Raw genomic sequence first — 22,928 nt, forward strand, 5'->3', positions numbered from 1 at the left:
ATGGCTAAGATGACCGGCGTTTTCACGAAAGGAGTTCGAACGGTGCGCCCATTCCGCCTCTCCCTCATCACCCTCGGCATCCTTGCCTGCGCCGGCGCGCAGGCCGCCACGACGGATGCCACCTCGATCACCGTCTACCGCAGCGACGACGCCTCGCTGTTCAACAACGATGGCGCACCGATGAATAGCGGCTACGCCATGGTGCGCGAACCGCGACGGCTCGACCTGACATCCGGCACGCAGGACGTCAGCCTCGGCGGCCTGCCCCAGTTCCTCGATCCGGAAGCGCTCTCGCTCCACTTCAGGGATGCCGCAGCCACCGTGGTATCGCAGCGGCTGCGTCTGGTGCAGGGCGAGTCGGCCGGTCTGTCGGACCTGGTCGGTCGCGATATCGACGTGCTCGGCGCCGGCGGCAACGTGCTGGCCAGCGGCAAGCTGCTCTCCGCCCGTGGCGGCCTCGAGCTGCGCCAGGGTGGTGCCACGGTGCTGGTGCACGACTACGCTGCCGTTCGCGCCACCGGACCGATCCAGCGCGGTGCCCGACTGGATCTGCGCGTCGACGCCCGCCACGGTGGCCCGACGCAGGCGCAGCTCGGTTTCGTCACCGCCGGCCTGGGCTGGCGTGCTTCCTACATCGGCACGCTGGCGCCGGGAGGTGCTTGCCGCATGACGCTGGAGTCGCGCGCCAGCGTCGCCAACCGCAGCGGCAGCGACTGGCACGACGCCGACCTCACCCTCATCGCGGGCGAGCCGAACCTGGCCAAACCGAACGCCCCGGGGCCGCGGGTGATGGCATTCAGCGCCAAGGCAGCACGCGACATGCCCGAGCAGTCCACCCTCGCCGACTATCGCAGCTTCCACCTGCCGGCTCCGGTCGACTTGCCTGATGGCAGCGTGAGCCTGCTGCCGCTGTATGCCACGCGCACGGTGTCGTGCGAACGGACGGCGCTGTACGAGAGCGGCAACGCCTACCAGCCGCCGGTGCCGATGGTCCAGTCGGGCTTCAACCCGGGTGGCCAAGAACAGGTCACCAGCACCCTGGCCTTCGATGCCTTCGACAGCCTGCCCGCCGGTTACCTGCGAGTGCTCGCCGACGACGCCAACGGCGCGGCGCAGGTGATCGGCGAGGGCCGGGTGGAAGACACCCCCAGGGGCGGCAAGGTCACGCTCACCCTGGGCAATGCATTCGACCTGCGGGTGAAGCGCGAGCGCACCGCTTTCCACGTGGATCGCCACGGCCGCACCATGGACGAGGCGTTCCGGCTCACCCTCACCAACGCCGGCGGTGAAGCCCGCATCGTCACCGTGCGCGAGCATCCTTCGCGGTGGCGCACCTGGACCCTGGCCTCATCCAGCCAGAAACCCGAGGACATCTCACCGGACACGCTGAGCTTCGCCGTCAGGGTTCCGGCCAACGGCAAGGCGACGCTGGACTATGCCGTGCGCTACACGTGGACCTCCGACGTCCAGCCGCAATAACCGAAGAACCGGAGCCGTCATGCTCAACCGCATTTCCCACGACCACCTCGTCGAGATCCAGCTGGCGCGACCGCCGGTCAACGCGCTGAACCGCGATTTGCTGGTCGCACTTCAGCAGGCCATCACCGAAGCGACCGGGAGTGGTGCCCGCGGCATCGTGCTGTCCGGAAGCCCGGGCATGTTCTCCGCCGGCGTCGACGTGCCGGCCCTGCTGGGGCGCGAGCGCGCCGAGGTGCGCGCATTCTGGCGCGAATTCTTCGCTACCTGCGGCGTGCTCGCACGCTCGCCGATTCCGGTCGTCGCTGCGATCACCGGCCACAGCCCGGCCGGAGGCGCGGTGCTCTCGCTGTTCTGCGACTACCGGGTGATGGCGGAGGGCCCGTTCAAGATCGGCCTCAACGAGGTGCAGGTCGGCCTGGTGGTGCCGGACTGCATCCAGTTTGCCCTGCGCCGGGTCGTCGGCGCCTACCGCGCCGAGCGGTTGCTGGTGGCCGGAGCGATGATCGAATCGAAAGATGCTCTGGCCTGCGGCTTCGTCGACGAAACCACTGCCGTCGACCAGGTCGTGACACGGGCGCTGTTCTGGCTGCGCGAGCTTACCGCCCTGCCGGCCCACGCGATGCTGGCCACCCGCGCACTGGCGCGGGCCGACCTGGCCGAAGCCTATGCCGACATCGATGCGCTGCCACTGGACGCATTCGTCGACGGCTTCTTCCGGCCGGAGACCCAGGCGGTGCTGCAGGCGCTGGTCGCGCGCCTGGGCAAAAAGTGACCGGCTACCCGACCGCGACCGGCCGCGAAGGATCGCTGATCCAGCCGCTCCACGAAGGCGGATAGAGCCGCGAGCCACCGAGCCCTGCCCGCTCCATCGCGAGCATGTTGTGGATCGCGGTGACGCCGGAGCCGCACATGTGGACGACCGTGGCGGGATCGCGCCCCCCGAGCAGTGCCAGCCATTCCTCGCGCAGCGCCGCGACCGGCTTGAACCGGCCGTCCGGCTGGAGGTTGCAGGCAAACGGACGGTTCAGGGCGCCCGGCACATGGCCGGCCACGCGGTCGAGTGGCTCCACCTCGCCGCGATAGCGCGGCTCGGCCCGGGCGTCGACCAGGTTCCCCACCGATGCGGCGTCAGCCGCACCAGCGTGGTCGACGACCATCGACGGTTCGAAGGTGATATCTACGTGGGTCGGCGCACGCGCTGCCGGCTCGCCGGCCTCCAGTGGCTGTCCCGCGGCCAGCCAGGCGGCCAATCCACCATCGAGCACCGCCACGGCCCGCGCACCGACCGCGCGCAGCATCCACCAGAGGCGCACCGCAGCCAGTGCGCCGTTGCCTGCGTCGTAACAGACCACCGGAAGATCCGGTCGCCAGCCCCAGCGGCCCAGCGTGGCGGAAAACGCCGCCACACTGGGCAGCGGGTGCCGGCCGAGCCCCTCGGACTGGCGCGAGAGGTCCGACAGGTCATGGTCGAGATCGGCATAGACCGCCCCGGGAATGTGGCCGGCCAGGAAGTCGCGCCGCCCCTTGGTCGGATCGGCCAGGTCGACGCGACAGTCGAAGATCATGACCTCGCCGGCCGGGATGCCGGCCAACCCGGCGACGTCGATCAGCGGTGCGGAAAAACTCATGCCCGGCCCATCCTCTGCAGGAGATTCAGAAGCATCGCCGCGGTGGCACCCCAGATACGGTGGCCACCGTGGACAAACTCCACCATCGGCCGGCGATGACCGCGGTATTCCATCGTGTAGCGGCGCAGGTTGGCCGGCTCCAGGAAAAATGACAGTGGCACCTCGAACACTTCGGCGACCTCGTCCGGTGCCGGTGCCAGTACCGCCTGCTCGGCGATCCGTGCCACCACCGGGGTCACGCAGTAGCCACTGATCGTCTCGAACATGTCGAGAAAACCGAGTGGCGAGACATGGCCGGGATCCAGTCCGATCTCCTCCCGGCTCTCGCGCAGCGCGGTGGCGATCACGTCGCGATCTTCGGGATCGCTGCCGCCGCCTGGAAACGCCACCTGTCCGGCGTGCGAGGCGAGGTGCGCGGTACGCACGGTCAGCACCACCCGGGGATCCACGCCTTCGCGCACGCCGACCAGCACGGCGGCCGGCCGACGTTCGACCGAGCCGAGCAGCTCGCTCATCTGCACATGGTTCCATCCCGGCGGCTGCGGCGGTTCGGCCAGCGGCACGAGTGCCGGGGCCAGCTCGCGCCAGATACCGTCCATCACGACACCTTGCGCGTGGGCAGCACCACGTTCATGAGGTACAGCCGCTCGGTGTCGTGCATGGTTCCCCAGCGGGCGATCTCGCCCATGGAACGCTGACATCCCATGCAGTAACCACGTCCGTCCAGCCGGCACACGCCTGTGCAGGGGGTCGGCGGAGCGTTGGAAAAGGAAGCGCGGGGATCGTTCGGCATGGCCGACGATGATAGCGCCTGAGGCGCCTTTCAGATCAGGGGGAATCGACGCTCAACAACTGGATGTCGAACACCAGCGCCTCGTTCGGGCCGATCCTGGGCAATGCCCCACGTTCGCCGTAGGCCAGGCGTGGCGGAATAACCACCTTCCAGCGATCGCCGACGTGCATGCGCGGTATCACGTCGCGCCAACCGGGGATCACGCTCTTCACCGTGAAGGACGCCGGCTGGCCATGGGCCCAGGTGCTGTCGAACTCGGTGCCGTCGATCAGCATGCCGCGGTAGTTGACCGTGACCTTGCTGTCCACCGTGGGGCTGGCGCCGCCATCGCCCTTGGAGATCACCGCGTACTGCACGCCCGAGGGTAACTGGACCACGCCCGGCTGGGCCCGGTTGTGCGCCATGAACTGCTCGCTCTTGCGCTCGTTCGCGTCGGCGATGCGTTTGAACTCGGCCACGGCGTTGGCGTGCATCTGCTGGTCGAGCGCCCGCAGCTGGGAACGCATCTCCGCCGTCGGGACGGATGGCTGGCGCTTGGCGTAGGCATCGGCAATAGCGCGCTGCAATGTCGGCAGGTCGACCGCCGGCTGGCCATCGGCGAACTGGCTGCCGATCTGGTAGCCGATCGCGTAGGACAGCTTGGACTTGTCGATAGCGGGCACGGGCGCGGGGGACTTGGGAGCCTGCTGCGCATGCACCGCACCAATCAGCCCGAATCCTGCCAACAGTCCTGCCCACTTGCCCATGCCATCCTCCGGATCGTGACGCCAATCCCGCATGCTACTGCCCGACGTCGGCCCCGTGCAGGGCCTCGGCGGTTGACTGGCCCCGCATGAGATTCCGGGGGGAGTCAAAGGTTCCCGCTGCTACCATCGGCGCCTTTCCTTCAAGCAGGTTCCAGCCATGGCCTACCGCAACATCGAAGTCGCCGATCGCGGCGCCGTCCGCACCATCACCGTCGCCCGCCCGGACAAGCTCAACGCGTTGAATCGCGACACCCTGAACGAGCTGACCCTGGCCTTCGCCCAGGCCGCGCAGGAAGATGCGGTGCGCGTGGTGGTGCTCGCCGGCAGCGGCGAGAAGGCCTTCGTGGCGGGCGCCGACATCGCCGAGATGAATGACTACACGCCGGTGCAGGCCCAGGGCTTCTCGCGCACCGGCCAGCGACTGATGAGCCTGATCGAACGCCTCGGCAAGCCGGTGATCGCGCGCATCCAGGGTTTCGCACTCGGCGGCGGGATGGAGCTGGCGATGGCCTGCCACCTGCGCATCGCCAGCGAAAAGGCGAGGTTCGGCCAGCCCGAAATCAACCTCGGCCTGATCCCCGGCTTCGGTGGTACCCAGCGGCTGCTGCGTCTGGCCGGCCGCAGCGCGGCGCTGGAGCTGTGCCTGACCGGTACGCCGGTCGCCGCCCAGCGGGCCTATGAATTGGGTCTGGTGAACCGCGTGGTTCCGCCCGACGCGCTGGACGAGACCGTCGCCGCAATGGCCGACCAGTTGGCGGCCGCCGCACCGCTGGCGGCGGCAGGCATTCTCGACGCCGTGCTGCAGGGTGGCGAGACCAGCCTGGACCAGGGGCTGGAATTCGAAACCCAGGGATTTGCCCTGATGTTCTCCACCGAGGACATGCGCGAGGGCACCCGCGCGTTCCTCGACAAGCGCAGGCCTGAGTTCAAGGGCCGCTGAGTCCCCCTTGCGGCAATCCGTGTAGGAGCCCGCTAGCGGGCTCCTACACGAGGACGCAGGCCTCAGTGGTGACCGCCGGCGTATTTCTTCTCGCCGGCGGTCACCGCGAGATCCAGCCGGTTCTCCGGCGGCGCCAGCGGGCACGTGGCGAAAGGAGTAAACGCGCACGGCGGGTTGTAGGCGCGATTGAAGTCCAGCACCACCGAACCCGGGCGCGCCAATCCGCCCGCAGGCAGCGCGGCATACAGGAAGCGCGCCGCACCATAGGTCTCCTTGCCCGAGGTGCGATCGGCCATCACGAAAAACAGCTCGCCGCCCGGCTCTTCCTGGTAGGGAAGCAGTTCGAAGGTCTTGCCCTCACGATGAAACACCACCTTGCCTGGCACCTCGACCTTGTCGATGGTGCCGATCGCAGTACCGATCTCCAGCGTGTGCACGGGCTGGAACGGCACCCAGTCCGCCACGATCCGCCACGACGGATTGATCGGAAAATAATCGATACCGAGGAAATGCCGACGCGTCTCGGCCTCCGGATCCTTCACGCGCAGGCCTTTGCGCCCCTCGCGGTCGATCACGTAGAAGCTGGCGCTGCCGAAGTGCACCGTGGTGGGGCCGGCTTCGCCCGCATGCAGGTCGTCGACCAGTGCGGCATCTGACACTGGCTTGCCGTCGATGGCGGCACCGCTGCCGGATGCCGCAGTGAAGCGCAGCGTGCCATCCGCCGTCAGCGTCACCACACCCAGATGAGCCGGCCCCGCCTTCAGCACGATGTCGTTGTCGGCAGCCGCACCTAGCCGATTGGCGCCCTCGTGAAGCCACTCCAGCCCGATCAGGCTGAGCCAGCCGTCCGGTGCGGTGAGCCGCTTGATGCGGTCGGCGCGCCACTGCTCGACCTGCCTCACCACTTCCATGGCGGAGGGTTGGACGGAGGCAGCAGGTTCGGTGGCGTGCACGGCGGAAACTCCGAGGACAAGGGCGAGGGCAAGCGGGAGACGTCGCATCATCGGGCGGTCTGCCTGATCGTGGGAACCCCGAGTATGGCGATCCCGCACCGCGAGGAGCAATCCGGCATCAGCGTCCCCGCAGGAACAGCTTGTCCAGCTCACCGAGTCCAAGCTGGGTCCAGGTGGGACGACCGTGATTGCACTGGCCAGAGCGCTCGGTCGCTTCCATCTCTCGCAGCAGGGCGTTCATCTCGGGAATCGTCAGCCGGCGACCTGCGCGAACCGAGCCGTGACAGGCCATGGTGGAGAGCAGTTCGTTTTCCAGTTCCTGCAGGCGTCGCGAACTGCCGTGCAGGGCGAGTTCGGCCAGCACATCGCGGGTGAGCTGTTCCACGTCGGCGCCCTCGAGCAGCGCCGGAATCCGGCGAACCACGACAGCCGACGGGCCACTGCGGGACAGTTCCAGCCCCCAGGCAGCCAGCGCTTCGCCATGCTCCTCGGCGGCGGCCGCCTCTTTCGCGCTCACCGACAGGTTGAGCGGCACCAGCATGACCTGCGAACGCAGGTGATTGCCCTCCCGGGCCACCTTGAGCTTCTCGTAGGTGATGCGCTCGTGCGCGGCGTGCATGTCCACCAGGACGAGTCCATGCTCGTTCTCGGCCAGCACGTAGATCCCCTTCAGCTGCGCCAGGGCGTAGCCCAGTGGCGGCGCGCGCTCGGGATCTGATTCGGCCATTGCCGGCAGCGGCGTGGCTGCCGAGCGATCCAGCGGCATCGGGCGCCCCTCGCCGAGCAGGGCGGCATAACCCGCCAAGGGCTCGTCGCGCACGCCGAGGCTCAACCGGCTCTGGCTGGCCGAACCAGGCCAGCCGCCCGAACCGGACGAAGCCGGCGCGCGGAACGGCATCGCCGCAGCCACCGGTTCGTCGACAGCCTCGATCGCCTGCCCCGCCCGCGTCTGCGCCAGCGCTTCGTGCAGGCTCCGGAACAGAAAGTCGTGGACCAGCCGCTGCTCGCGAAAGCGCACTTCGTGCTTGGCCGGATGCACGTTCACGTCGACACCGGCCGGATCCAGTTCCAGATAAAGCACGAACGCCGGATGGCGACCGTGGAACAGCACGTCCGCATAGGCCTGGCGCACCGCATGTGCCACCACGCGGTCGCGCACCAGCCGGCCGTTGACGTAGAAGAACTGCGAGTCGGCCTGTCCACGCGAAGCCGTGGGAAGACCGACCCAGCCCGACAGCCGCATGCCGGCGGCGGCGTGATCCAGATGCAGGCTCTGCGCGGGAAAGTTCTCGCCCAGCACGTCGGCAACCCGCACCAGCATCGCCTGATCGTCACTTGCAGCCTTCCATACGCGCACCGGCTTGCCATTGTGGCTGAGCCGGAATTCCACGCGGCTGCGCGCCAGCGCCAGCGACTTCAGCAGGTCGTCGATGTGCGCGAACTCGGTACGTTCGGCACGCATGAATTTCCGGCGCGCCGGCACGTTGTAGAACAGATCGCGCACCTCGACGCTGGTGCCGCGCGGGTGCTGCGCCGGACGCGCCGCCTGCAGCTTGCCGCCGTCCACCTCGATACGGAACGCGGCCTCGGCCTCGCGCTGGCGCGAGGTAAGCGCAAAGCGCGCCACCGAAGACACCGACGCCAGCGCCTCGCCGCGGAATCCCATGCTGGCGACATGCTCGAGATCGTCGAAGCTGCCGATCTTGCTGGTGGCGTGCGAGGCCACGGCGAGCGGCAACTCGTCCGGTGCGATGCCCACGCCATCGTCGCGCACGCGGATCAGCCGCGCCCCACCCTGCTCGATGTCCACCTCGACGCGCGTGGCGCCCGCATCGAGACTGTTTTCCACCAGTTCCTTGACCACCGAGGAGGGGCGCTCGATCACCTCGCCGGCGGCGATCTGGTTGATGAGTTCAGGGGGAAGTACGCGGATGACTGGCATCCGCGTAGCTTACGCGAGGGGTCGGACAGCGAGAAGGCGCAGCGGGCTCAGCCAGCCGGGATCGTCAGCACCGAGCCGGCGCGCAGCGTGTCACCGCTGCCGCTGATGCGGTTGGCGTTCTTCAACGCGCCGACGCTGACACCGTACTGCCTGGCAATACTGCCCAGGCTCTCGCCGCGGGCGACCTTGTGCATGTCCTGCACCGACTCGTCCGCACGCTTGCCCGACGTCGCTCCGGTCGACCCGATCGACGCCAGCACGGCGCCATTGCGGCGAGCCGCCTGCGCAGCGAACCAGGTACCCGGCGGCGGCGTGGTCTCGAAGTAGTTGCGCACGCCGCCCATCACGGCTTCGGCCAGCTCGGTCTGGTGCTCCGGATCGCGCAGCTTGCGCTCCTCGGACGGATTGCTGATGAACGCGGTCTCGACCAGGATCGAGGGTACGTCCGGCGAGCGCAGCACCACGAAATTGGCGCGCTCCACGTAGCCTCGGTGGGTCGGCCCGAGCTTGCCCAGCGCCTTGAGTACATTGCCGGCGATCGACTCGCTGGCCTGCACCGCCCAACCCTGCTGCATGTCCAGCAATACCGAGGCGAGACTGTCGTCCTCGGAGGCCAGAGACACACCGCCGATCAGGTCGGAGCTGTTCTCGCGATCGGCCAGCCAGCGTGCCGCCACGGTGCTCTTGCCGCGGGAGGACAACACCCAGACCGAAGAGCCTTTGGCGTCACCGTTCCTGAAGGCGTCGGCATGGATCGAGACGAACAGGTCGGCGTTCTTTTCTCGCGCGATCTCGTAACGGCGCTTGAGCGGGATGAAGTAGTCGCCATCCCGCGTCAGCACCGCCTGCATACCGGGCTGCTTGTCGATCAGTGCCGCCAGCTTGCGCGCTACCGCGAGCGTCACGTTCTTTTCCAACGTGCCATGCGGGCCGTGCGCGCCGGGATCGACACCGCCATGGCCGGCATCCACTGCCACGACCACCTTGCGCTCGCCGCCCATCTGCTCGGCCACCTGGCGCAGCGTCAATACCTCGTGCTTGTCCGCTTTGCTGACCGTGACCTTCGCCATCCGTGTCGCGGGTACGGAAGCCTTTGCATCGGCGCCCTTGGCTCCGTTCTGCGGATAGAGGTCCAGGACCAGACGGTAGCCGTAGCCGCCGCCCGGCTTGAGCATGAAGCTCTTGGGTTTCGTGCCGGCCGAGACATCCGCCAGAAGCTCCAGCCTGCCGCCGCGACGATGTGCGGTGATCCCTTTGAACAACCCCTGGGCCGAGGGCGCCGCGAAGGCCGACGCGAGGCGGTCATTGCCGAGATCGACACGGACCTGATCCCCGCGGGGCGTGATGTCGTAGCGGACCGGGCCGCTGAGATCGAACACCACCCGGGTGTACTCAGGCCCGGCCCAGACCCGGGCCCCGCGGATCTCGGCCGCGCGGACGGGCGATGACAAGCCGGCAGCCGCAGCCACCAGCGCGCACAAGCCGAACCTGAACAAGGATGCCCTCATGGGCTTGAATTCAATCGCAGCCAACCTGTGATTGCAAGCATTTTTCCTTTGGATATCCGCAACCTGCACTGCATTCGTCAGGATGTGTCCAGAAGACGGCGGCAACCCACGCTTTTTCTGGCGGATATCCAAAACCAGAGAGGCCAACGAATCCCTTGGAAAAACACAAGCTTAGCGTCAGCCTCGCGCCTGCACTGGCGTCTCCGGGCCCGCACCCAGGCGTTCAAGCAGCTGCTCGCCACGGACGGTGCGCGCGCTCAACCGGGCATGGCGTCCGGTTTCGGCATAGGCCAGCGCAAGCTCGACGTCGGGAGATGGAATGGCGCCCCGCCCGTGCTGCGGCCACTCGATCAGCACCACCGCATCCGGCTCGCCCAGCGCGTCCACCCCGAGCCACTGCAGTTCGTCAGGATCGGCGATGCGATAGAGATCCAGATGCCAGGCCTGGCCGCGTTCGAGCGGATAGTTTTCGACCAGGCTGTAGGTCGGGCTCTTGATCCGCCCCTTGACCCCCAGCGCCTGCAGCAGCGCACGCGCGAAGCTGCTCTTGCCCGCACCCAGCTCACCGCTCAGATGAAACACCGCCCCACGCTCCATCGCCGCACCCACGCACGAAGCCAGCCGTTGCGTAGCCCCCTCGTCGGGCAGCACGAAGGTGCGCTCAAGCATGGGCCGCCAGTCCGTTGGAGAGCCGCCGCAGTGGCGCCATCAGGTCACCTGCGACCATCCCGCGCTCGCCCTCCAGCGCGGCCGCGTCGCCTGCACGCGCATGCAGGCCGACCCCCAGGCACGTGGCCTCCCACGCCGTCGCGCCCTGTGCGAGCAGCGCGCCGATCACCCCGGTCAGCACGTCGCCCATCCCTCCCGCGCCCATCCCCGGGTTCCCCCAGGGACAGACCGCCAACCGCCCATCCGGATGCGCAACGAGGCTGCCGGCCCCCTTCAGGACCACCACCGCACCGAAACGGCCGGCCAACTCGCGTACCGCGGCGAAACGATCCGACTGGACGGTGGCAACGTCCGTTCCCAACAGACGCGCGGCCTCGCCGGGATGCGGCGTCAGCACGGCTGCGCGGTCGAAGCGTCGTGGCTCGCGGGCGAGCAGGTTGAGACCATCGGCATCGAGCACCAGCGGCCGGCCGGAGTCGAGCGCGGTAAGCCACAACGCGTGCCCCCAGGCAGCCTGACCAAGCCCCGGACCGACTGCCAGTACGTCGGCGCGACCGAGTAGCGGCTCCAGCGCCTGTGGCCCGTTCACTCCGTGCGCCATCAGCTCCGGACGCCCGGCGTTGAGCGCGGGCACGTGCCCGATGTGCGTGGCCACGCTGACCAACCCTGCCCCGGCGCGCAGCGCGGCCTCACCGCATAGCCGGATGGCTCCAGCCGTGCCCTGCTCGCCACCGACGACCAGCAGGTGGCCACTGTCACCCTTGTGCGCACTGCGTCGACGTGCCGGCAGGGCATCGGGGCGCAACAACATCGCCGCAGGCGGCTGGCTTTCCCACAGCGCATCCGGCAGTTGCAGCGTGTCGAGCTCCAGCTTGCCGACCACGTCCGGACCGACACCGGTGTAAAGGCCGCGCTTGGCGGCGATGAAGCAGACCGTTGTCGTCGCCCGCACCGCCGCACCGGGACAGATGCCGAGATCGGCATCGAGGCCCGAGGGGACATCCAGCGCCAGCACCGGCCGGCCGCTGCCGTTGATACGCTCGATGAGCGCCGCCACCGGTGCCCCGGGTGCGCGGTTCAGCCCGCTGCCGTAGAGCGCGTCCACATGGACGTCGGCCTCGGGCCATGCGGCCATGTCCTCGAGCAGGTGTACGCGTCCGCCGGCGAATTCGAAGGCGGTGCGCGCCTTCAGCGCATCGCCGGCGGCCTTGCCGGACACGGCGACCAGCTCGACCAGCATGCCGGCCTCGCGCGCCAGTGCGCCGAGCAGGTAGCCGTCGCCGCCGTTGTTGCCCGGCCCGCACCAGACGGCGATGCGTCGCGCCTGCGGCCAGCGGCGGCGCAGGCATGCCAGCGCCGCCGCTGCCGCCCGGCGCATCAGTTCGAAGCCGGGGATGTCGAGCACCTCGATGGCATGGCGATCGAGTGCACGCACCTGGCCGACGGTGTAGAGCGCGTAGCGAGGGTCCGTGGCATCCATCGGCGGATTATAGGCAGGCGGCAGCGCCGCGGCGATTTAGACTAGCCGCATGCGAAGCCCTGCCCCCGCCATCGACTATGCCCTGCTGGCCCGCTCCATCAAGCAATGGGCACGCGACCTCGGCTTTGCCGAAGCCGGCATCAGCGGAGTGGACCTGGCCGAGGACGAGGTCCATCTGCAACGCTGGCTGGCCGAAGGCCACCACGGCGAAATGGACTACATGGCGCGTCACGGTGCCAAGCGCAGTCGCCCCGGCGAGCTGGAACCTGGCACCCGGCGGGTGATCTCGGTGCGTATGGACTACGCGCCGCCGGATATCGACCGTGCATGGTCGGTGATCGAAGACGGCGAACTTGGCTACATCTCGCGCTACACGCTGGGACGCGATTACCACAAGCTGCTGCGCCAGCGCCTGCAGAAACTGGCCGACCGCATCCGCGCGGAAATCGGCGATTTCGGCTACCGCGCCTACGTCGATTCCGCTCCGGTCCTGGAAAAGGCACTGGCGCGCAATGCCGGCCTGGGCTGGATCGGCAAGCACACCGTGCTGATCCATCGCCGGGCCGGCTCGTATTTCTTTCTCGGCGAGCTCTACACCGATCTTCCACTACCGGTCGACACACCGGCCAGCGAGCACTGCGGCAGCTGCCGGCGCTGCCTGGATGTCTGCCCGACCCAGGCAATCGTCGCACCCTACCGGCTCGACGCACGGCGCTGCATTTCGTACCTGACCATCGAGCTGAAAGGCAGCATCCCCGAAGAACTCCGTGCGCCGATGGGCAATCGCATTTTCGGCTGCGACGACTGCCAACTGGTCTGCCCCTGGAACAAATTCGCACAGACGACGGCCGAACCCGATTTCGCACCACGGCATCGGCTCGACGGAAGCAAGCTGGTCGAACTGTTCGCCTGGAGCGAGGCCGAATTCCTGCAACGAACCGAGGGTATGGCGATCCGCCGCACCGGCTACGAGGGCTGGCTGCGCAACATCGCGGTAGCCTTGGGCAATGCACCGCGGTCCGACGCGGTGCGCACCGCGCTGCTGGCACGCGCGGACCATCCGTCGGACCTGGTGCGCGAGCACGTAGCCTGGGCGCTGGCCCGGCAGGACGAGACGAGGTAGCCGATGAGCGACACGATGAAGACCATGCCGCGACTGGAAGACGTGCTGGCTGAACTGCGCGAGCGCGAGCCGATCTTCCATCGCCCCGAGTCCGACGCCGGACCGGCCGACGGCGAGCGCATCACCGAGGAGACGTTCTGGGAAATCGGCGCCTCCGGCCAGCGTTACAGCCGCGCCGAGGTGCTCGACGTGCTGAGCCAGCGGGTCCGTCACCCGGTGAAGGAGCAATGGCGCGCCGAAGGCTTCGAGTGCCACCCGCTCTCGCCCAGCCTCTACCTGCTGACCTACGTGCTGTGGCAGGAGGAGCGCGGCAGCCGCCGCACGACGCTGTGGCGCCGCACGGTCGACGGCTGGAAGGCGGTGTTCCACCAGGGCACGCTGCTGACGCAGCGCGCGTGACCCGCGGGCCGTCGCCTCAGGCGGCGGCCATCTGGGTGGGAATCGAGCGGTTGGTGTGCGAGATGCCGTTCTTCGCGTCCACGTAGACCAGCATCGGCTGGTGCGCTTCGGCCTCGGCCTCGGACATCTGGCTGAACGCGGCAATGATGATCAGGTCGCCCGGCTGCGCGCGGTGGGCTGCGCTGCCGTTCACCGAAATGATGCCCGAGCCGGCCTCGGCTTTCAGGGCATAGGTGACGAAGCGCTTGCCGTTGTTGATGTTCCAGGCGTGGATCTGCTCGTACTCGCGGATGCCCGACGCTTCGAGCAACAGGCTGTCGATCGCGATCGAACCTTCGTAATGGAGCTCGGCGTGGGTCACCGTCGCGCGGTGGATCTTGGCCTTGAGCATGTTCAGGTGCATGGCATCACTTCCAGCAGGTACGGCCTGCGTAGCCCTCAATTATCGAGTCGCCGGCCGTGCACTGCAACACCGCCGGAGGGAACCGCTTACGTGGGGACGGCTCCGTCGAACAGCAAGTTGTCGATCAGTCGGGTGCTGCCCAGGCGCGCCGCGACCAGGCCAACCAGGCCGGTGCGCTCGCCTGCCGCCGGCTCGGCGAGATCGTCCGCGCGGCGGATCGCCACGTAATCGGGGACGAAACCGGCACGCTCGAGCTGCCCGGCCGCCGCCTGCTCCAGCACCCTGGGTACATGCCCCTTGCCGAGCATGTCGCGCATCTGCACCAGCACCTGGTGAATACGCGGCGCCAGCGCGCGCTCGGCGTCGCTCAGATACTGGTTGCGCGAACTCAGTGCCAGCCCGTCCGCGGCACGCTGGGTGGGTGCGGCGATCACCTTCACCGGTAACGCCAGGTCGCGCACCATGCGCTCGATCACCTTCAGCTGCTGGAAGTCCTTCTGGCCGAACACGGCCAGATCCGGCTGCACCAGGTTGAAGAGCTTGCACACCACCGTCGCCACGCCATCGAAATGGCCGGGGCGATGCGCGCCCTCCAGCGTCTCGGTGATCTGCGGCACGCTCAACCGCACCGTGTGCTCCGCACCGTATGGATACATGGTCGCCACGTCGGGCGCGAACAGCAGGTCGCAATCGTGCTCGGCCAGACCGGCCTGGTCCTGTACCAGCGTGCGCGGATAGCGGGAGAAATCCTCGTTCGGGCCGAACTGGGTGGGATTCACGAACACGCTGGCAACGACCCGGTCGGCGCGCGCCCGCGCCAGCCGCACCAGCGCAAAGTGCCCGGCGTGGAGATTGCCCATGGTGGGCACGAAGCCCACGGTCTGACCGGCGGCACGCCAGCCGCGAACGACAGCGCGAAGCGCCCCGGCATCATGCACGGTCTGCATCGAGGATGGCCTTCAGTTGAAGCAGTGCTCGGGAGCGGGGAAGGCGCCGCTGCGCACCTCGTCGACAAATGCCGAGATGGCTGCAGACACCGAATCGCGTCCCTGCAGGTAGTCCTTGCTGAATTTCGGTCGCTTGCCGGGCGTCACGCCCAGCAGATCGTGCAGCACCAGCACCTGTCCGTCGCAATGTGGACCGGCCCCGATGCCGATGGTCGGAATCGACACCGCCGCGGTGATCCGCTCGGCAAGCGCCACCGGCATGCCCTCGAGCACCAGCAGGTCGGCGCCGGCAGCCTCGACAGCCCGGGATTCATCCAGCACGCGACTGGCAGCCTCTTCCTCGCGCCCCTGAATGCGGAAGCCGCCGAATTTGTGGACCGACTGCGGCGTCAGGCCCAGATGGGCACAGACTGGTATGGCCCGAACGGCCAGCGCGTTGATTGCGTCCAACACATGCGCCGCACCACCCTCGATCTTGACCATCGAGGCATTGCCTTCACCCACCAGCCGGGCACCGGCCTCCAGCGCATGCGCCGTATCGCGATCACTCATGAACGGCAGATCCGCCACCAGCAGCGTAGCGTGCAACCCACGGGACACCGCGGCGGTGTGGTAGACCATCTGGTCCAGGGTGACCGGCAGGGTGCTGGGGTGGCCCTGAACCACCATGCCGAGGGAGTCTCCGACCAGCGCGACGTCGACGCCGGCGACCTCGAGTTGATGGGCGAAGCTCGCGTCGTAGGCGGTGAGCATGACGATGCGGCGACCTTCGGTCTTCATGGCACGCAGGGACGGGACGGTCACCGGCTTGCGGTCGGAGGCACTGGCGTTTTGCGCGTACACGTAGTGTTTCCTGTTGGAACGGCCGCCCGGATCGACACCGGAATCTGCCGCGGGCCGACCATCATAAACCCTCGACGCCGCAGTGCAGCACGCGGTTCAATCGACCGGTTCGCATCCAACGGTATCCGCCCGCTGCAACAGCTCGGTCACCCGCCCCTGTCCCGGCAACTCCAGTTCGGGTGCCAGGTCGGCCAGGGGCAGCAATACGAAGGCGCGTTCGCCTATCCGCGGATGCGGAAGGGTCAACCGCGGCTGGTCCAGCACCACGCCGTCCACATGCAGCAGATCGAGATCGAGCGTGCGCGGCCCCCAGCGCTCACCATCGCGCGTGCGGCCGAACCGGCGCTCGATCGCCATCAATGCATCGAGCAGGTCATGCGGTGAAAGCGAGGTGCGCAGACACACCACCGCGTTGAGGAAATCCGGCTGATCGCGCCGGCCCCATGGCGGCGTCCGGTAGATGCGGGAGGCACCGACCAGCCGGCTACCCGGCAAGTCAGCCAATGCCTCGGTCGCGCCGGCAAGCGTGGCGCGCGAATCCCCGAGGTTGCTGCCCAATGCCACATAGGCATCCGTGGCGGCGGGCTCGCTCATGCGGAGCCGGAGTGTCCGCCCGGCTTTCGCCTGCGGCGACGCTTGCGCGGAGGACGCGCGCTGGTCGCTGCGACCAGGTCTGTCCCCTGCGCCGCGCTGCCGGCGGGCAGTGCGGCCGCGAGCACGTCGACCGGAAGCTGCTGCGCGTGGTCCCACCACAGGCCGAGCTCCCGGATTGCCGGCGACTCCTCGGCCCGCAGCAGCAGGAAATCGAACGCCGCGCGGAACCGCGGTTGCGCAAGCAGCCTCAGCACCCGCTTGCGCTGCACCTGCTCGAAGCGCGGCTGCAAGGCCCAGATCTCTTCCATCGTCAGCGTGAAACGTCGCGGGATCGCCACCCGCTGGCACTGCTCGCCAACCACGTGGGCCGCTGCCCGCGCCCACGCCTCGGACATGTCCAGGCCGCCCGCGACCAGATCCAGCGCGCGATCGCGCACTTCGCCCCACAGCAGCACGGCAAACAGGAAGGCTGGCGTCACCGACTTGCCCTCGGCCACGCGCGCATCGGTGTTCGCCAAGCCGCGCTCGACCAGGGCGCGCAGCGCCCGGTCGCCGCCTTTCAACGCCCGCGCCGTCGACGGGAACAGGAACCGTAGCAGTCCGCACTGCTCGAGCATGCGGAAACTCTTCAGCCCGTGCCCGGCCAGGAACAATTTGAGCGACTCGTCGAACAGGCGGGCCGGTGCCGCCTCGGTCAGCAGCGGCCCCAGACTTTCGAATGGCGCCGCGGCGGCCTCGTCGATGCGGAAATCCAGCTTGGCCGCCAGGCGGGCGGCGCGCAGCATGCGCACGGGGTCCTCGCGGTAGCGCGTGACCGGATCGCCGATCAGCCGAAGCACCTTGTCCTGCACGTCCTGCATGCCGCCGACGTAGTCGCGCACCGAGAAATCGCTGATGTCGTAGTACATCGCGTTGACACGGAAGTCGCGGCGCACCGCGTCCTCCTCGATCGTTCCCCAGACGTTGTCGCGCACGATGCGGCCGTCGACGATGTGGCGATCGCCTTCACCGTCTTCCTCGCCGGTGCCGCGGAACGTGGCGACCTCGATGATCTCCGGGCCGAACACGACGTGCGCCAGGCGAAAGCGTCGACCGATCAGCCGGCAGTTGCGGAAAAGCTTCTTGACCTCGTCGGGCGTGGCACTGGTCGCCACGTCGAAGTCCTTGGGATGGCCGCCGAGCAGAAGATCGCGGACGGCGCCGCCAACGAGATATGCGTCATAGCCGGCTTCGTTGAGGCGATAAAGCACCCGCAGCGCGGCCTTGCTGATGTTCTTGCGGGAAATCACATGCTGGTCGCGCGGAATGATCCGCAGCGCAGGCATGCCGTCGGTCCCTGTTTCGTGGTTCAAGCGGTCACAGTCCCTGCCGATCGTGAAGCCCGGAAGCCTAACCCACGCCGCAAGCGAGGCATACCGCGCGCGGCGGCGCACGGCACCCGAACCGCCCCGGGCTGAGGCGCGGGAGATAAAGCCGGCGAATGCCGCAAAAAGGCATTGCCGGCCGAAACAATTTCGCTATACTAGCGCGCTCTGAGTCAGAACGCTCCCTTCGTCTAGTGGCCTAGGACACCGCCCTCTCAAGGCGGGAACACGAGTTCGAACCTCGTAGGGAGCGCCACTTCAGCCAGGCCGTCTTGCCTGTCACCTCGACGGAATCCTTCCCCGCATGACCTTTGTCGTCACCGACAACTGCATCAAGTGCAAGTACACCGATTGCGTTGAGGTCTGCCCCGTCGACGCCTTCCACGAAGGCCCGAACTTCCTGGTGATCGACCCGGACGAGTGCATCGACTGCACCCTCTGCGAGCCGGAGTGCCCGATCAACGCCATCTATCCGGAAGACGACGTTCCAGCCGGGCAGGAGGGCTTCGTGCAGCTCAATGCCGACCTGGCCAAGAGCTGGCCGGTCATCACCGAGCGCAAGGACGCCCTGGCCGACGCCAAGGCCTGGGAAGGCAAACCGAACAAGATCGACCTGCTCGAGCGCTGACCACTCCTGCGACGAAAACCGGTCATTCGCCCATGAAAAAAGCCGCCCATCAGGGCGGCTTTTTTGTTTACGGCTCCTCGGCGAATCAACCGCCGAGCTTGGCCCTCAGGCCATCGACCGCCTTCGCCACGGCCGGAGCCGAACCCTGCGCGCGCACCTCGCTGCCTTTCTGGCCGCTTGCACTCACCGTCACCAGCACCTGCTGCGGCATCGCGCGCGAGCTACCGCCCTCGTCGTTGCCGTGGAACATGCGCCCGAAGAAGCCGCGCTTTTTCGCCACCTTGGCGCCGGCCATCACCGTCACGGTGAAGCTGTGGGCCGAGGGGTCACGCGCGGTCACCTGGCCAATGTCCCCCGCATCGAGCACCTGACCAACACGCTGGTAGGCGGTCTCGACGTCGCCACTCACCACGAAGCCATCCGTGATGGTCGCAGCGCCGCTCTGGGTAGCCGCGGTAGCACCATTGGCAGTCGGCTGGTTGGCACCCGGAGGCGGGATCACCAACGCCTCGCTGGCCGAGGGCGTATCCATACCCGGCGGGATCTCCAGCGGAGACTCCTGCTTGGCGGTATCCCAGGCCTTGTGCGAGCGGAACATGCCGCAGCCCGAGAGCATGAGCCCGGAAAGAAGCAAGGCCGGCAAGGCCACAGCAAGCGAGGTTTTCTTCATGTAATGGTTTTCCGTGGAAGGTTCGTGTCGCCTGGGTCAGGCGGCGACGGCCAAGGGAGCCAGGCGGATCAACGCCTGGCGAATCTGATCGCGTACCGCGCCCTCGGCCAGTTCGACCAGGGGAAGCCGGGGCATCGCGCTGCCGAGGCCGAGCCAGGGTAGCGCCGACTTCACCGCGATCGGGTTGGGCGCGCCGTTCAGCGCGTCCACCAGCGGAGCCAGCCTGGCATCGACGGCACTCGCCGCGTCCGCCTTGCCGGCCGTCGCCGCGTCGCACAACTCGCGGAACACCGCCGGCACCAGGTTGGCCACCACCGAGATGGTTCCCGCCGCACCGCCGAGCATGGCCTGGGCCGCCGTACCGTCGTCGCCGGACAGATAGACGAAATCCGAACGCGCAAGTTCCGCTGTCGCCGCAATGCGCTGTGCGTCGGCACGCGCTTCCTTGATGCCGATGATGCCCGGATGATCGCGCAGCAGCGCGGTAGTCTCCGGCAGCAGGTCGCAGCCGGTGCGGCCGGGCACATTGTAGAGAATCACCGGAAGCCCGCCATGGTCGGCCACGTCGGCGAAGTGGCGGTGCAGGCCTCCCTGCGTGGGACGCACGTAGTAAGGCGTCACCACCAGTGCGGCATCCGCGCCGAGCGATGCGGCCCGCCGGGTCAGCGCGACGGTCTTGGCCGTGCCGGCCTCGCCGGTGCCGGCGATGACCGGTACGCGGCCGCCGACGTGGCGCACCGCGAACGACAACAGGGTGTCGAACTCGTCATGCTCGAGCATGTGTGCCTCGCCGGTGGACCCGGCCACGACCACCGCCTGCGTCCCGCCGTCGATCTGGTAATCCAGCAGGCGGCCGAAGGCGTCGAGATCGAGCGCCCCGTCCGGGGTGAACGGCGTCGCCAAAGCGCAGATGCTGCCGCGGATGTCCAAGGCAAGGTTTCCGGCAAAAATCGAGTCCAGCATGTTACTTGCGGGCTCGCGCGACGGGCAAGTAAGCTCGAGGGCCGTTGCGCGGGATTCCCCGTTCCGTGGACGATCCCCGCCAGGCAGGCAAGCCTTTGAACCGTACTCCCCCCCGTGCCGGCAGCGACCACCACCAGCTGCTGATCCAGACCCTCTCCTCCACCGGCAAGAGCCCCCTGCTGACGCTGGCGAGGCGCATCGCCGACGCTGGCTGCAACCTGTCCGACGCGAGGGTGTCCACCATCGGCGGCGACAGTGCCCTGGTGCTGGTGGCCAGCGGTGCCTGGGATGCGCTGGCCAAGCTGGAGAATGCACTGGCCAAGCTGGCCCGCGACGAAGAGCTGCATCTGGTTCACTACCGCACGCAGCCGCGCGAGCCGGACTCCCGACTGCTGCCCTATCTGGTCGAAGTCGTCAGCGCCGATCGTCCCGGCATCCTGGTTCGGATCGTGGAGTTCTTCCATCGCAACCGGATCAGCGTCGAGCAGCTCAGCTCGATGCGCTACCAGGCGATGCAGACGGGCGCGGAAATGTTCCAGGCGCAGATCACCATCGGCATCCCGTCGGACCTGCACATCGCCACCTTGCGCGACGATTTCCTGGAACTGTGCGACAGCCTGAACCTGGATGCCATCATGGATCCGGTGAAGTTCTGAGGATCGCTCCGCCGCGCGTGTCTGACAAGGGCTTTCATTCCCCGCCAGACGCGCTAGTCTCTGGCCCGGGACGTTTGCGAGGCCAGCCATGCAGTCAGGGTATCCTTCGAGGAACCAGCGCCGCACGAGCGGCGACGCCCTGACCGCCGCGTGTTTTCGCCGCCCCTCTTTTCCGCCGCGTTCCGCGGCCATCCCCTATCCCAACACATGCGCGACAGCCCTGCGCTGCCGCCGGAGACCCCATGCCTGAAGTCGGCAAGAAAATCCCCGCCCTGAAAGGACACACGGGCGATGACACCGAGCTCAAGCTGTCGAGCCTGAAGGGCCAGTGGCTGGTGATCTACTTCTACCCCAAGGACAGCACGCCCGGCTGCACCACTGAAGCGCAGCAGTTCCGCGACCTGTATCCGCAATTCCGCGGGCGCAACGCACAGGTGATCGGCGTCTCGCGCGATTCGGTCCGGTCCCACGCCAACTTCGCCGCCAAGCAGGAATTGCCTTTCCCGCTGGTGGCCGACACCGACGAATCCTGGTGCCAGGCCTTCGACGTGATCCACGAGAAGACGCTGTACGGCAAGAAGCACCTGGGCGTCGTGCGCAGCACCTTCCTGGTCGATCCCGACGGCCGACTCGCCGCCGAGTGGCGCGGCGTGAAGGTCGCGGGCCACGCGCAGGCGGTGCTCGACGCGATCCCGGCCACCTAGGCCCGACCGCCCCGTCGATTCCATGACCCTCCCCTCCAAGACGCCCAGCGAGGTTTCTTCCGCATGACCGGAAGCAAGCGCATCTATGTGCTCGACACCAACGTGCTGCTGCACGACCCGACGTCGCTGTTCCGCTTCGAAGAACACGACATCTTCATCCCGATGACGGTGCTGGAGGAACTGGACGAAAAGAAGAAGGGCGCGTCGGAAGTCTCCCGCAACGGCCGCCAGGTCAGCCGCTTCCTGAACGAGCTGATCGAACGCGGCAACGGCCACGGCATCAAGGACGGCCTGCCGCTGGACAATCCCTCCGGCGTGAATCTGAAGCGCGGCACGGAGACCGGCCGGCTGTACTTCCAGCAGCGCGCCACCAGCAACCACGGCAAGGCCGACAACCTGATCCTCGCCGCGGTGCTGGAACTGCTCGACCAGCAGCCCGGACGCCCGGTGGTGCTGGTCAGCAAGGACATCAACCTGCGGATCAAGGCCAGCATCTTCGGCATCGACGCGGAGGACTACGAGAACGACAAGGCGCTGGACGACTTCGCCCTGCTCTACACCGGCGCCGGCGAGCTGCCGGAGGATTTCTGGGATCGCCACCCCGAGGTCGAATCCTGGAGTGAACGGGGCCGCACCTTCTATCGGCTGGACCGCGCCGAGGGCGAGGACTGGTACGTCAACCAGTGCCTGTTCCTGCCCGGCGACGAGAGCGTCGAACTGCGCGTCATGGCCGTGGACGAGGAGCAGGCCACGCTGGTGCTGCTGGACGATCACAGCCACCCGAACCACAGCGTCTGGGGCATCGCGGCGCGCAACCGCGAGCAGAACTTCGCGCTCAACGTGCTGATGGACCCGGACGTCGATTTCGTCACCCTGCTGGGTACCGCCGGCACCGGCAAGACCCTGCTGGCGCTGGCCGCCGGGCTGGCCCAGGTGATGGACCAGCAGCGCTACCGCGAGATCATCATGACCCGCGCCACCGTCTCGGTGGGCGAGGACATCGGCTTCCTGCCGGGCACGGAGGAGGAAAAGATGACCCCCTGGATGGGCGCGCTGACCGACAACCTCGAGGTGCTGGCACACCCGGAGGAAGGCGGCAGCTGGGGCCGCCAGGCCACCAACGACCTGCTCGCCTCGCGCATCAAGATCCGCTCGCTCAACTTCATGCGCGGACGCACCTTCCTGTCCCGCTACCTGATCATCGACGAGGCGCAGAACCTCACGCCCAAGCAGATGAAGACCCTGATCACCCGCGCCGGCCCCGGCACCAAGATCGTCTGCCTGGGCAACGTGGAGCAGATCGACACGCCCTACCTGACCGAGACCACTTCGGGCCTCACCTATGCGGTCGACCGGTTCAAGGACTGGGCGCATTCGGCGCACATCACCCTGCGCCGCGGCGAGCGTTCGCGACTGGCCGACTTCGCCTCCGAGGCGCTCTGACCCCGGCCACGCCCGGGCGCCGTTCCGGCGTCCGGGCGTGGCGACACGCGCCG

General features: G+C 67.8%; 25 protein-coding genes and 1 tRNA gene. 10 read left to right on the forward strand and 16 right to left on the reverse strand.

The window, feature by feature from the left end; genetic code table 11:
* The first annotated feature begins 42 nt into the window (after positions 1-42).
* The gene (locus tag C693_RS0103600) at positions 43-1,479 is read left to right on the forward strand and encodes a DUF4139 domain-containing protein (RefSeq protein ID WP_017460887.1); all 1,437 of its coding nucleotides are present in this window, start codon (positions 43-45) and stop codon (positions 1,477-1,479) included.
* 19 nt (positions 1,480-1,498) lie between these two features.
* Positions 1,499-2,251 (forward strand): enoyl-CoA hydratase/isomerase family protein, encoded by a 753-nt coding sequence (locus C693_RS0103605; protein ID WP_017460888.1) that lies wholly within the window; start codon positions 1,499-1,501, stop codon positions 2,249-2,251.
* A gap of 4 nt (positions 2,252-2,255) precedes the next feature.
* Here C693_RS0103605 and C693_RS0103610 read toward each other — a convergent pair whose 3' ends face one another.
* The 4 genes from C693_RS0103610 to C693_RS0103625 all read right to left on the reverse strand — a co-directional run bounded on the left by C693_RS0103610 (position 2,256) and on the right by C693_RS0103625 (position 4,646).
* Complete coding sequence (locus C693_RS0103610; protein WP_017460889.1) at positions 2,256-3,107, reverse strand: sulfurtransferase; 852 nt, start codon at positions 3,105-3,107, stop codon at positions 2,256-2,258.
* Positions 3,104-3,706 carry a CoA pyrophosphatase gene (locus tag C693_RS21020; RefSeq protein WP_017460890.1) on the reverse strand — a complete coding sequence of 201 codons (603 nt, stop codon included), beginning with the start codon at positions 3,704-3,706 and terminating at the stop codon, positions 3,104-3,106. The genes C693_RS0103610 and C693_RS21020 overlap by 4 nt, the downstream gene beginning before the upstream one ends.
* A complete protein-coding gene (locus C693_RS24160; RefSeq protein WP_241762624.1) occupies positions 3,706-3,813 on the reverse strand; it encodes a DUF1289 domain-containing protein in 108 nt (35 codons plus the stop codon). The genes C693_RS21020 and C693_RS24160 overlap by 1 nt, the downstream gene beginning before the upstream one ends.
* 122 nt (positions 3,814-3,935) lie before the next feature.
* Positions 3,936-4,646: an FKBP-type peptidyl-prolyl cis-trans isomerase gene (locus C693_RS0103625; RefSeq protein WP_017460892.1), complete on the reverse strand. Its 711-nt coding sequence runs from the start codon at positions 4,644-4,646 to the stop codon at positions 3,936-3,938.
* A 157-nt stretch (positions 4,647-4,803) separates the two neighbouring features.
* Here C693_RS0103625 and C693_RS0103635 point away from each other — a divergent pair, with 157 nt between their 5' ends.
* Positions 4,804-5,586 (forward strand): enoyl-CoA hydratase/isomerase family protein, encoded by a 783-nt coding sequence (locus C693_RS0103635; protein WP_017460894.1) that lies wholly within the window; start codon positions 4,804-4,806, stop codon positions 5,584-5,586.
* Positions 5,587-5,648: 62 nt separating this feature from the next.
* Here the strand turns inward: C693_RS0103635 and C693_RS0103640 are convergent, their stop codons facing one another.
* From C693_RS0103640 to C693_RS0103660, 5 genes are all read right to left on the reverse strand, one after another.
* A complete protein-coding gene (locus C693_RS0103640; RefSeq protein WP_026107157.1) occupies positions 5,649-6,590 on the reverse strand; it encodes a DUF1684 domain-containing protein in 942 nt (313 codons plus the stop codon).
* 67 nt (positions 6,591-6,657) lie between these two features.
* Positions 6,658-8,481, reverse strand: a complete 1,824-nt coding sequence (gene mutL / locus C693_RS0103645; RefSeq protein ID WP_017460896.1) for a DNA mismatch repair endonuclease MutL — start codon at positions 8,479-8,481, stop codon at positions 6,658-6,660.
* Positions 8,482-8,528: 47 nt separating this feature from the next.
* Positions 8,529-9,989 carry an N-acetylmuramoyl-L-alanine amidase gene (locus C693_RS0103650; RefSeq protein ID WP_026107158.1) on the reverse strand — a complete coding sequence of 487 codons (1,461 nt, stop codon included), beginning with the start codon at positions 9,987-9,989 and terminating at the stop codon, positions 8,529-8,531.
* 177 nt (positions 9,990-10,166) lie between these two features.
* Positions 10,167-10,658, reverse strand: coding sequence for a tRNA (adenosine(37)-N6)-threonylcarbamoyltransferase complex ATPase subunit type 1 TsaE (gene tsaE / locus C693_RS0103655; RefSeq protein WP_017460898.1), 492 nt, complete (start codon positions 10,656-10,658; stop codon positions 10,167-10,169).
* A complete protein-coding gene (locus C693_RS0103660; protein ID WP_017460899.1) occupies positions 10,651-12,138 on the reverse strand; it encodes a bifunctional ADP-dependent NAD(P)H-hydrate dehydratase/NAD(P)H-hydrate epimerase in 1,488 nt (495 codons plus the stop codon). The genes tsaE and C693_RS0103660 overlap by 8 nt, the downstream gene beginning before the upstream one ends.
* Before the next feature lie 49 nt (positions 12,139-12,187).
* Here C693_RS0103660 and queG point away from each other — a divergent pair, with 49 nt between their 5' ends.
* A complete protein-coding gene (queG, locus tag C693_RS0103665; RefSeq protein WP_017460900.1) occupies positions 12,188-13,261 on the forward strand; it encodes a tRNA epoxyqueuosine(34) reductase QueG in 1,074 nt (357 codons plus the stop codon).
* A gap of 3 nt (positions 13,262-13,264) precedes the next feature.
* Positions 13,265-13,660: a DUF4440 domain-containing protein gene (locus C693_RS0103670; RefSeq protein WP_017460901.1), complete on the forward strand. Its 396-nt coding sequence runs from the start codon at positions 13,265-13,267 to the stop codon at positions 13,658-13,660.
* Between the two features lie 16 nt (positions 13,661-13,676).
* Here C693_RS0103670 and panD read toward each other — a convergent pair whose 3' ends face one another.
* The 5 genes from panD to pcnB form a co-directional block, all read right to left on the reverse strand.
* A complete protein-coding gene (panD, locus tag C693_RS0103675) occupies positions 13,677-14,063 on the reverse strand; it encodes an aspartate 1-decarboxylase (protein ID WP_017460902.1) in 387 nt (128 codons plus the stop codon).
* A gap of 86 nt (positions 14,064-14,149) precedes the next feature.
* Positions 14,150-15,010, reverse strand: a complete 861-nt coding sequence (panC, locus tag C693_RS0103680) for a pantoate--beta-alanine ligase (RefSeq protein ID WP_017460903.1) — start codon at positions 15,008-15,010, stop codon at positions 14,150-14,152.
* 12 nt (positions 15,011-15,022) lie between these two features.
* The gene (panB, locus tag C693_RS0103685; RefSeq protein WP_017460904.1) at positions 15,023-15,853 is read right to left on the reverse strand and encodes a 3-methyl-2-oxobutanoate hydroxymethyltransferase; all 831 of its coding nucleotides are present in this window, start codon (positions 15,851-15,853) and stop codon (positions 15,023-15,025) included.
* Positions 15,854-15,949: 96 nt separating this feature from the next.
* Positions 15,950-16,447: a 2-amino-4-hydroxy-6-hydroxymethyldihydropteridine diphosphokinase gene (folK, locus tag C693_RS0103690; RefSeq protein ID WP_017460905.1), complete on the reverse strand. Its 498-nt coding sequence runs from the start codon at positions 16,445-16,447 to the stop codon at positions 15,950-15,952.
* A complete protein-coding gene (gene pcnB, locus C693_RS0103695; protein ID WP_017460906.1) occupies positions 16,444-17,772 on the reverse strand; it encodes a polynucleotide adenylyltransferase PcnB in 1,329 nt (442 codons plus the stop codon). Before pcnB ends, folK begins: the two co-directional genes overlap by 4 nt.
* A 219-nt stretch (positions 17,773-17,991) precedes the next feature.
* Here pcnB and C693_RS0103700 point away from each other — a divergent pair.
* Both C693_RS0103700 and fdxA read left to right on the forward strand, forming a co-directional pair.
* Positions 17,992-18,067 (forward strand) — tRNA-Glu (locus tag C693_RS0103700).
* Positions 18,068-18,115: 48 nt separating this feature from the next.
* Entirely contained in the window at positions 18,116-18,439 is a 324-nt protein-coding gene (fdxA, locus tag C693_RS0103705) for a ferredoxin FdxA (RefSeq protein ID WP_017460907.1), read from the forward strand.
* 85 nt (positions 18,440-18,524) lie between these two features.
* On the opposite strand, the gene C693_RS0103710 is transcribed toward fdxA, so the two are convergent.
* Positions 18,525-19,109 carry a hypothetical protein gene (locus C693_RS0103710; RefSeq protein WP_017460908.1) on the reverse strand — a complete coding sequence of 195 codons (585 nt, stop codon included), beginning with the start codon at positions 19,107-19,109 and terminating at the stop codon, positions 18,525-18,527.
* A gap of 36 nt (positions 19,110-19,145) precedes the next feature.
* On the reverse strand, positions 19,146-20,072 hold the full coding sequence (gene dapA / locus C693_RS0103715) for a 4-hydroxy-tetrahydrodipicolinate synthase (RefSeq protein WP_017460909.1): 927 nt from the start codon (positions 20,070-20,072) through the stop codon (positions 19,146-19,148).
* A 65-nt stretch (positions 20,073-20,137) separates the two neighbouring features.
* On the opposite strand from dapA, the gene C693_RS0103720 reads away from it, so the two are divergent.
* The 3 genes from C693_RS0103720 (at position 20,138) to C693_RS0103730 (ending at position 22,875) form a co-directional block, all read left to right on the forward strand.
* Complete coding sequence (locus C693_RS0103720; RefSeq protein ID WP_017460910.1) at positions 20,138-20,728, forward strand: ACT domain-containing protein; 591 nt, start codon at positions 20,138-20,140, stop codon at positions 20,726-20,728.
* Between the two features lie 242 nt (positions 20,729-20,970).
* Positions 20,971-21,432 carry a peroxiredoxin gene (locus C693_RS0103725; RefSeq protein WP_017460911.1) on the forward strand — a complete coding sequence of 154 codons (462 nt, stop codon included), beginning with the start codon at positions 20,971-20,973 and terminating at the stop codon, positions 21,430-21,432.
* A gap of 63 nt (positions 21,433-21,495) precedes the next feature.
* Positions 21,496-22,875 (forward strand): PhoH family protein, encoded by a 1,380-nt coding sequence (locus C693_RS0103730; protein WP_017460912.1) that lies wholly within the window; start codon positions 21,496-21,498, stop codon positions 22,873-22,875.
* Positions 22,876-22,928 lie beyond the last annotated feature (53 nt).

It is taken from the genome of Dyella ginsengisoli LA-4 (assembly GCF_000334915.1).
Classification (GTDB): domain Bacteria; phylum Pseudomonadota; class Gammaproteobacteria; order Xanthomonadales; family Rhodanobacteraceae; genus Dyella_A; species Dyella_A ginsengisoli_A.

Coding starts and splice junctions, on each gene's coding strand:
- tsaE (WP_017460898.1), bottom strand. CDS start 10,658: ATGCTTGAGCGCACCTTCGTGCTGCCCGACGAGGGGGCTACGCAACGG.
- C693_RS0103610 (WP_017460889.1), bottom strand. CDS start 3,107: ATGAGTTTTTCCGCACCGCTGATCGACGTCGCCGGGTTGGCCGGCATC.
- dapA (WP_017460909.1), bottom strand. CDS start 20,072: ATGCTGGACTCGATTTTTGCCGGAAACCTTGCCTTGGACATCCGCGGC.
- C693_RS0103625 (WP_017460892.1), bottom strand. CDS start 4,646: ATGGGCAAGTGGGCAGGACTGTTGGCAGGATTCGGGCTGATTGGTGCG.
- mutL (WP_017460896.1), bottom strand. CDS start 8,481: ATGCCAGTCATCCGCGTACTTCCCCCTGAACTCATCAACCAGATCGCC.
- C693_RS21020 (WP_017460890.1), bottom strand. CDS start 3,706: ATGGACGGTATCTGGCGCGAGCTGGCCCCGGCACTCGTGCCGCTGGCC.
- C693_RS0103605 (WP_017460888.1), top strand. CDS start 1,499: ATGCTCAACCGCATTTCCCACGACCACCTCGTCGAGATCCAGCTGGCG.
- queG (WP_017460900.1), top strand. CDS start 12,188: ATGCGAAGCCCTGCCCCCGCCATCGACTATGCCCTGCTGGCCCGCTCC.
- C693_RS0103635 (WP_017460894.1), top strand. CDS start 4,804: ATGGCCTACCGCAACATCGAAGTCGCCGATCGCGGCGCCGTCCGCACC.
- pcnB (WP_017460906.1), bottom strand. CDS start 17,772: ATGCCTGCGCTGCGGATCATTCCGCGCGACCAGCATGTGATTTCCCGC.
- folK (WP_017460905.1), bottom strand. CDS start 16,447: ATGAGCGAGCCCGCCGCCACGGATGCCTATGTGGCATTGGGCAGCAAC.
- fdxA (WP_017460907.1), top strand. CDS start 18,116: ATGACCTTTGTCGTCACCGACAACTGCATCAAGTGCAAGTACACCGAT.
- C693_RS24160 (WP_241762624.1), bottom strand. CDS start 3,813: ATGGGATGTCAGCGTTCCATGGGCGAGATCGCCCGCTGGGGAACCATG.
- C693_RS0103660 (WP_017460899.1), bottom strand. CDS start 12,138: ATGGATGCCACGGACCCTCGCTACGCGCTCTACACCGTCGGCCAGGTG.
- C693_RS0103730 (WP_017460912.1), top strand. CDS start 21,496: ATGACCGGAAGCAAGCGCATCTATGTGCTCGACACCAACGTGCTGCTG.
- C693_RS0103725 (WP_017460911.1), top strand. CDS start 20,971: ATGCCTGAAGTCGGCAAGAAAATCCCCGCCCTGAAAGGACACACGGGC.
- C693_RS0103710 (WP_017460908.1), bottom strand. CDS start 19,109: ATGAAGAAAACCTCGCTTGCTGTGGCCTTGCCGGCCTTGCTTCTTTCC.
- panC (WP_017460903.1), bottom strand. CDS start 15,010: ATGCAGACCGTGCATGATGCCGGGGCGCTTCGCGCTGTCGTTCGCGGC.
- C693_RS0103670 (WP_017460901.1), top strand. CDS start 13,265: ATGAGCGACACGATGAAGACCATGCCGCGACTGGAAGACGTGCTGGCT.
- C693_RS0103650 (WP_026107158.1), bottom strand. CDS start 9,989: ATGAGGGCATCCTTGTTCAGGTTCGGCTTGTGCGCGCTGGTGGCTGCG.
- panD (WP_017460902.1), bottom strand. CDS start 14,063: ATGCACCTGAACATGCTCAAGGCCAAGATCCACCGCGCGACGGTGACC.
- C693_RS0103640 (WP_026107157.1), bottom strand. CDS start 6,590: ATGATGCGACGTCTCCCGCTTGCCCTCGCCCTTGTCCTCGGAGTTTCC.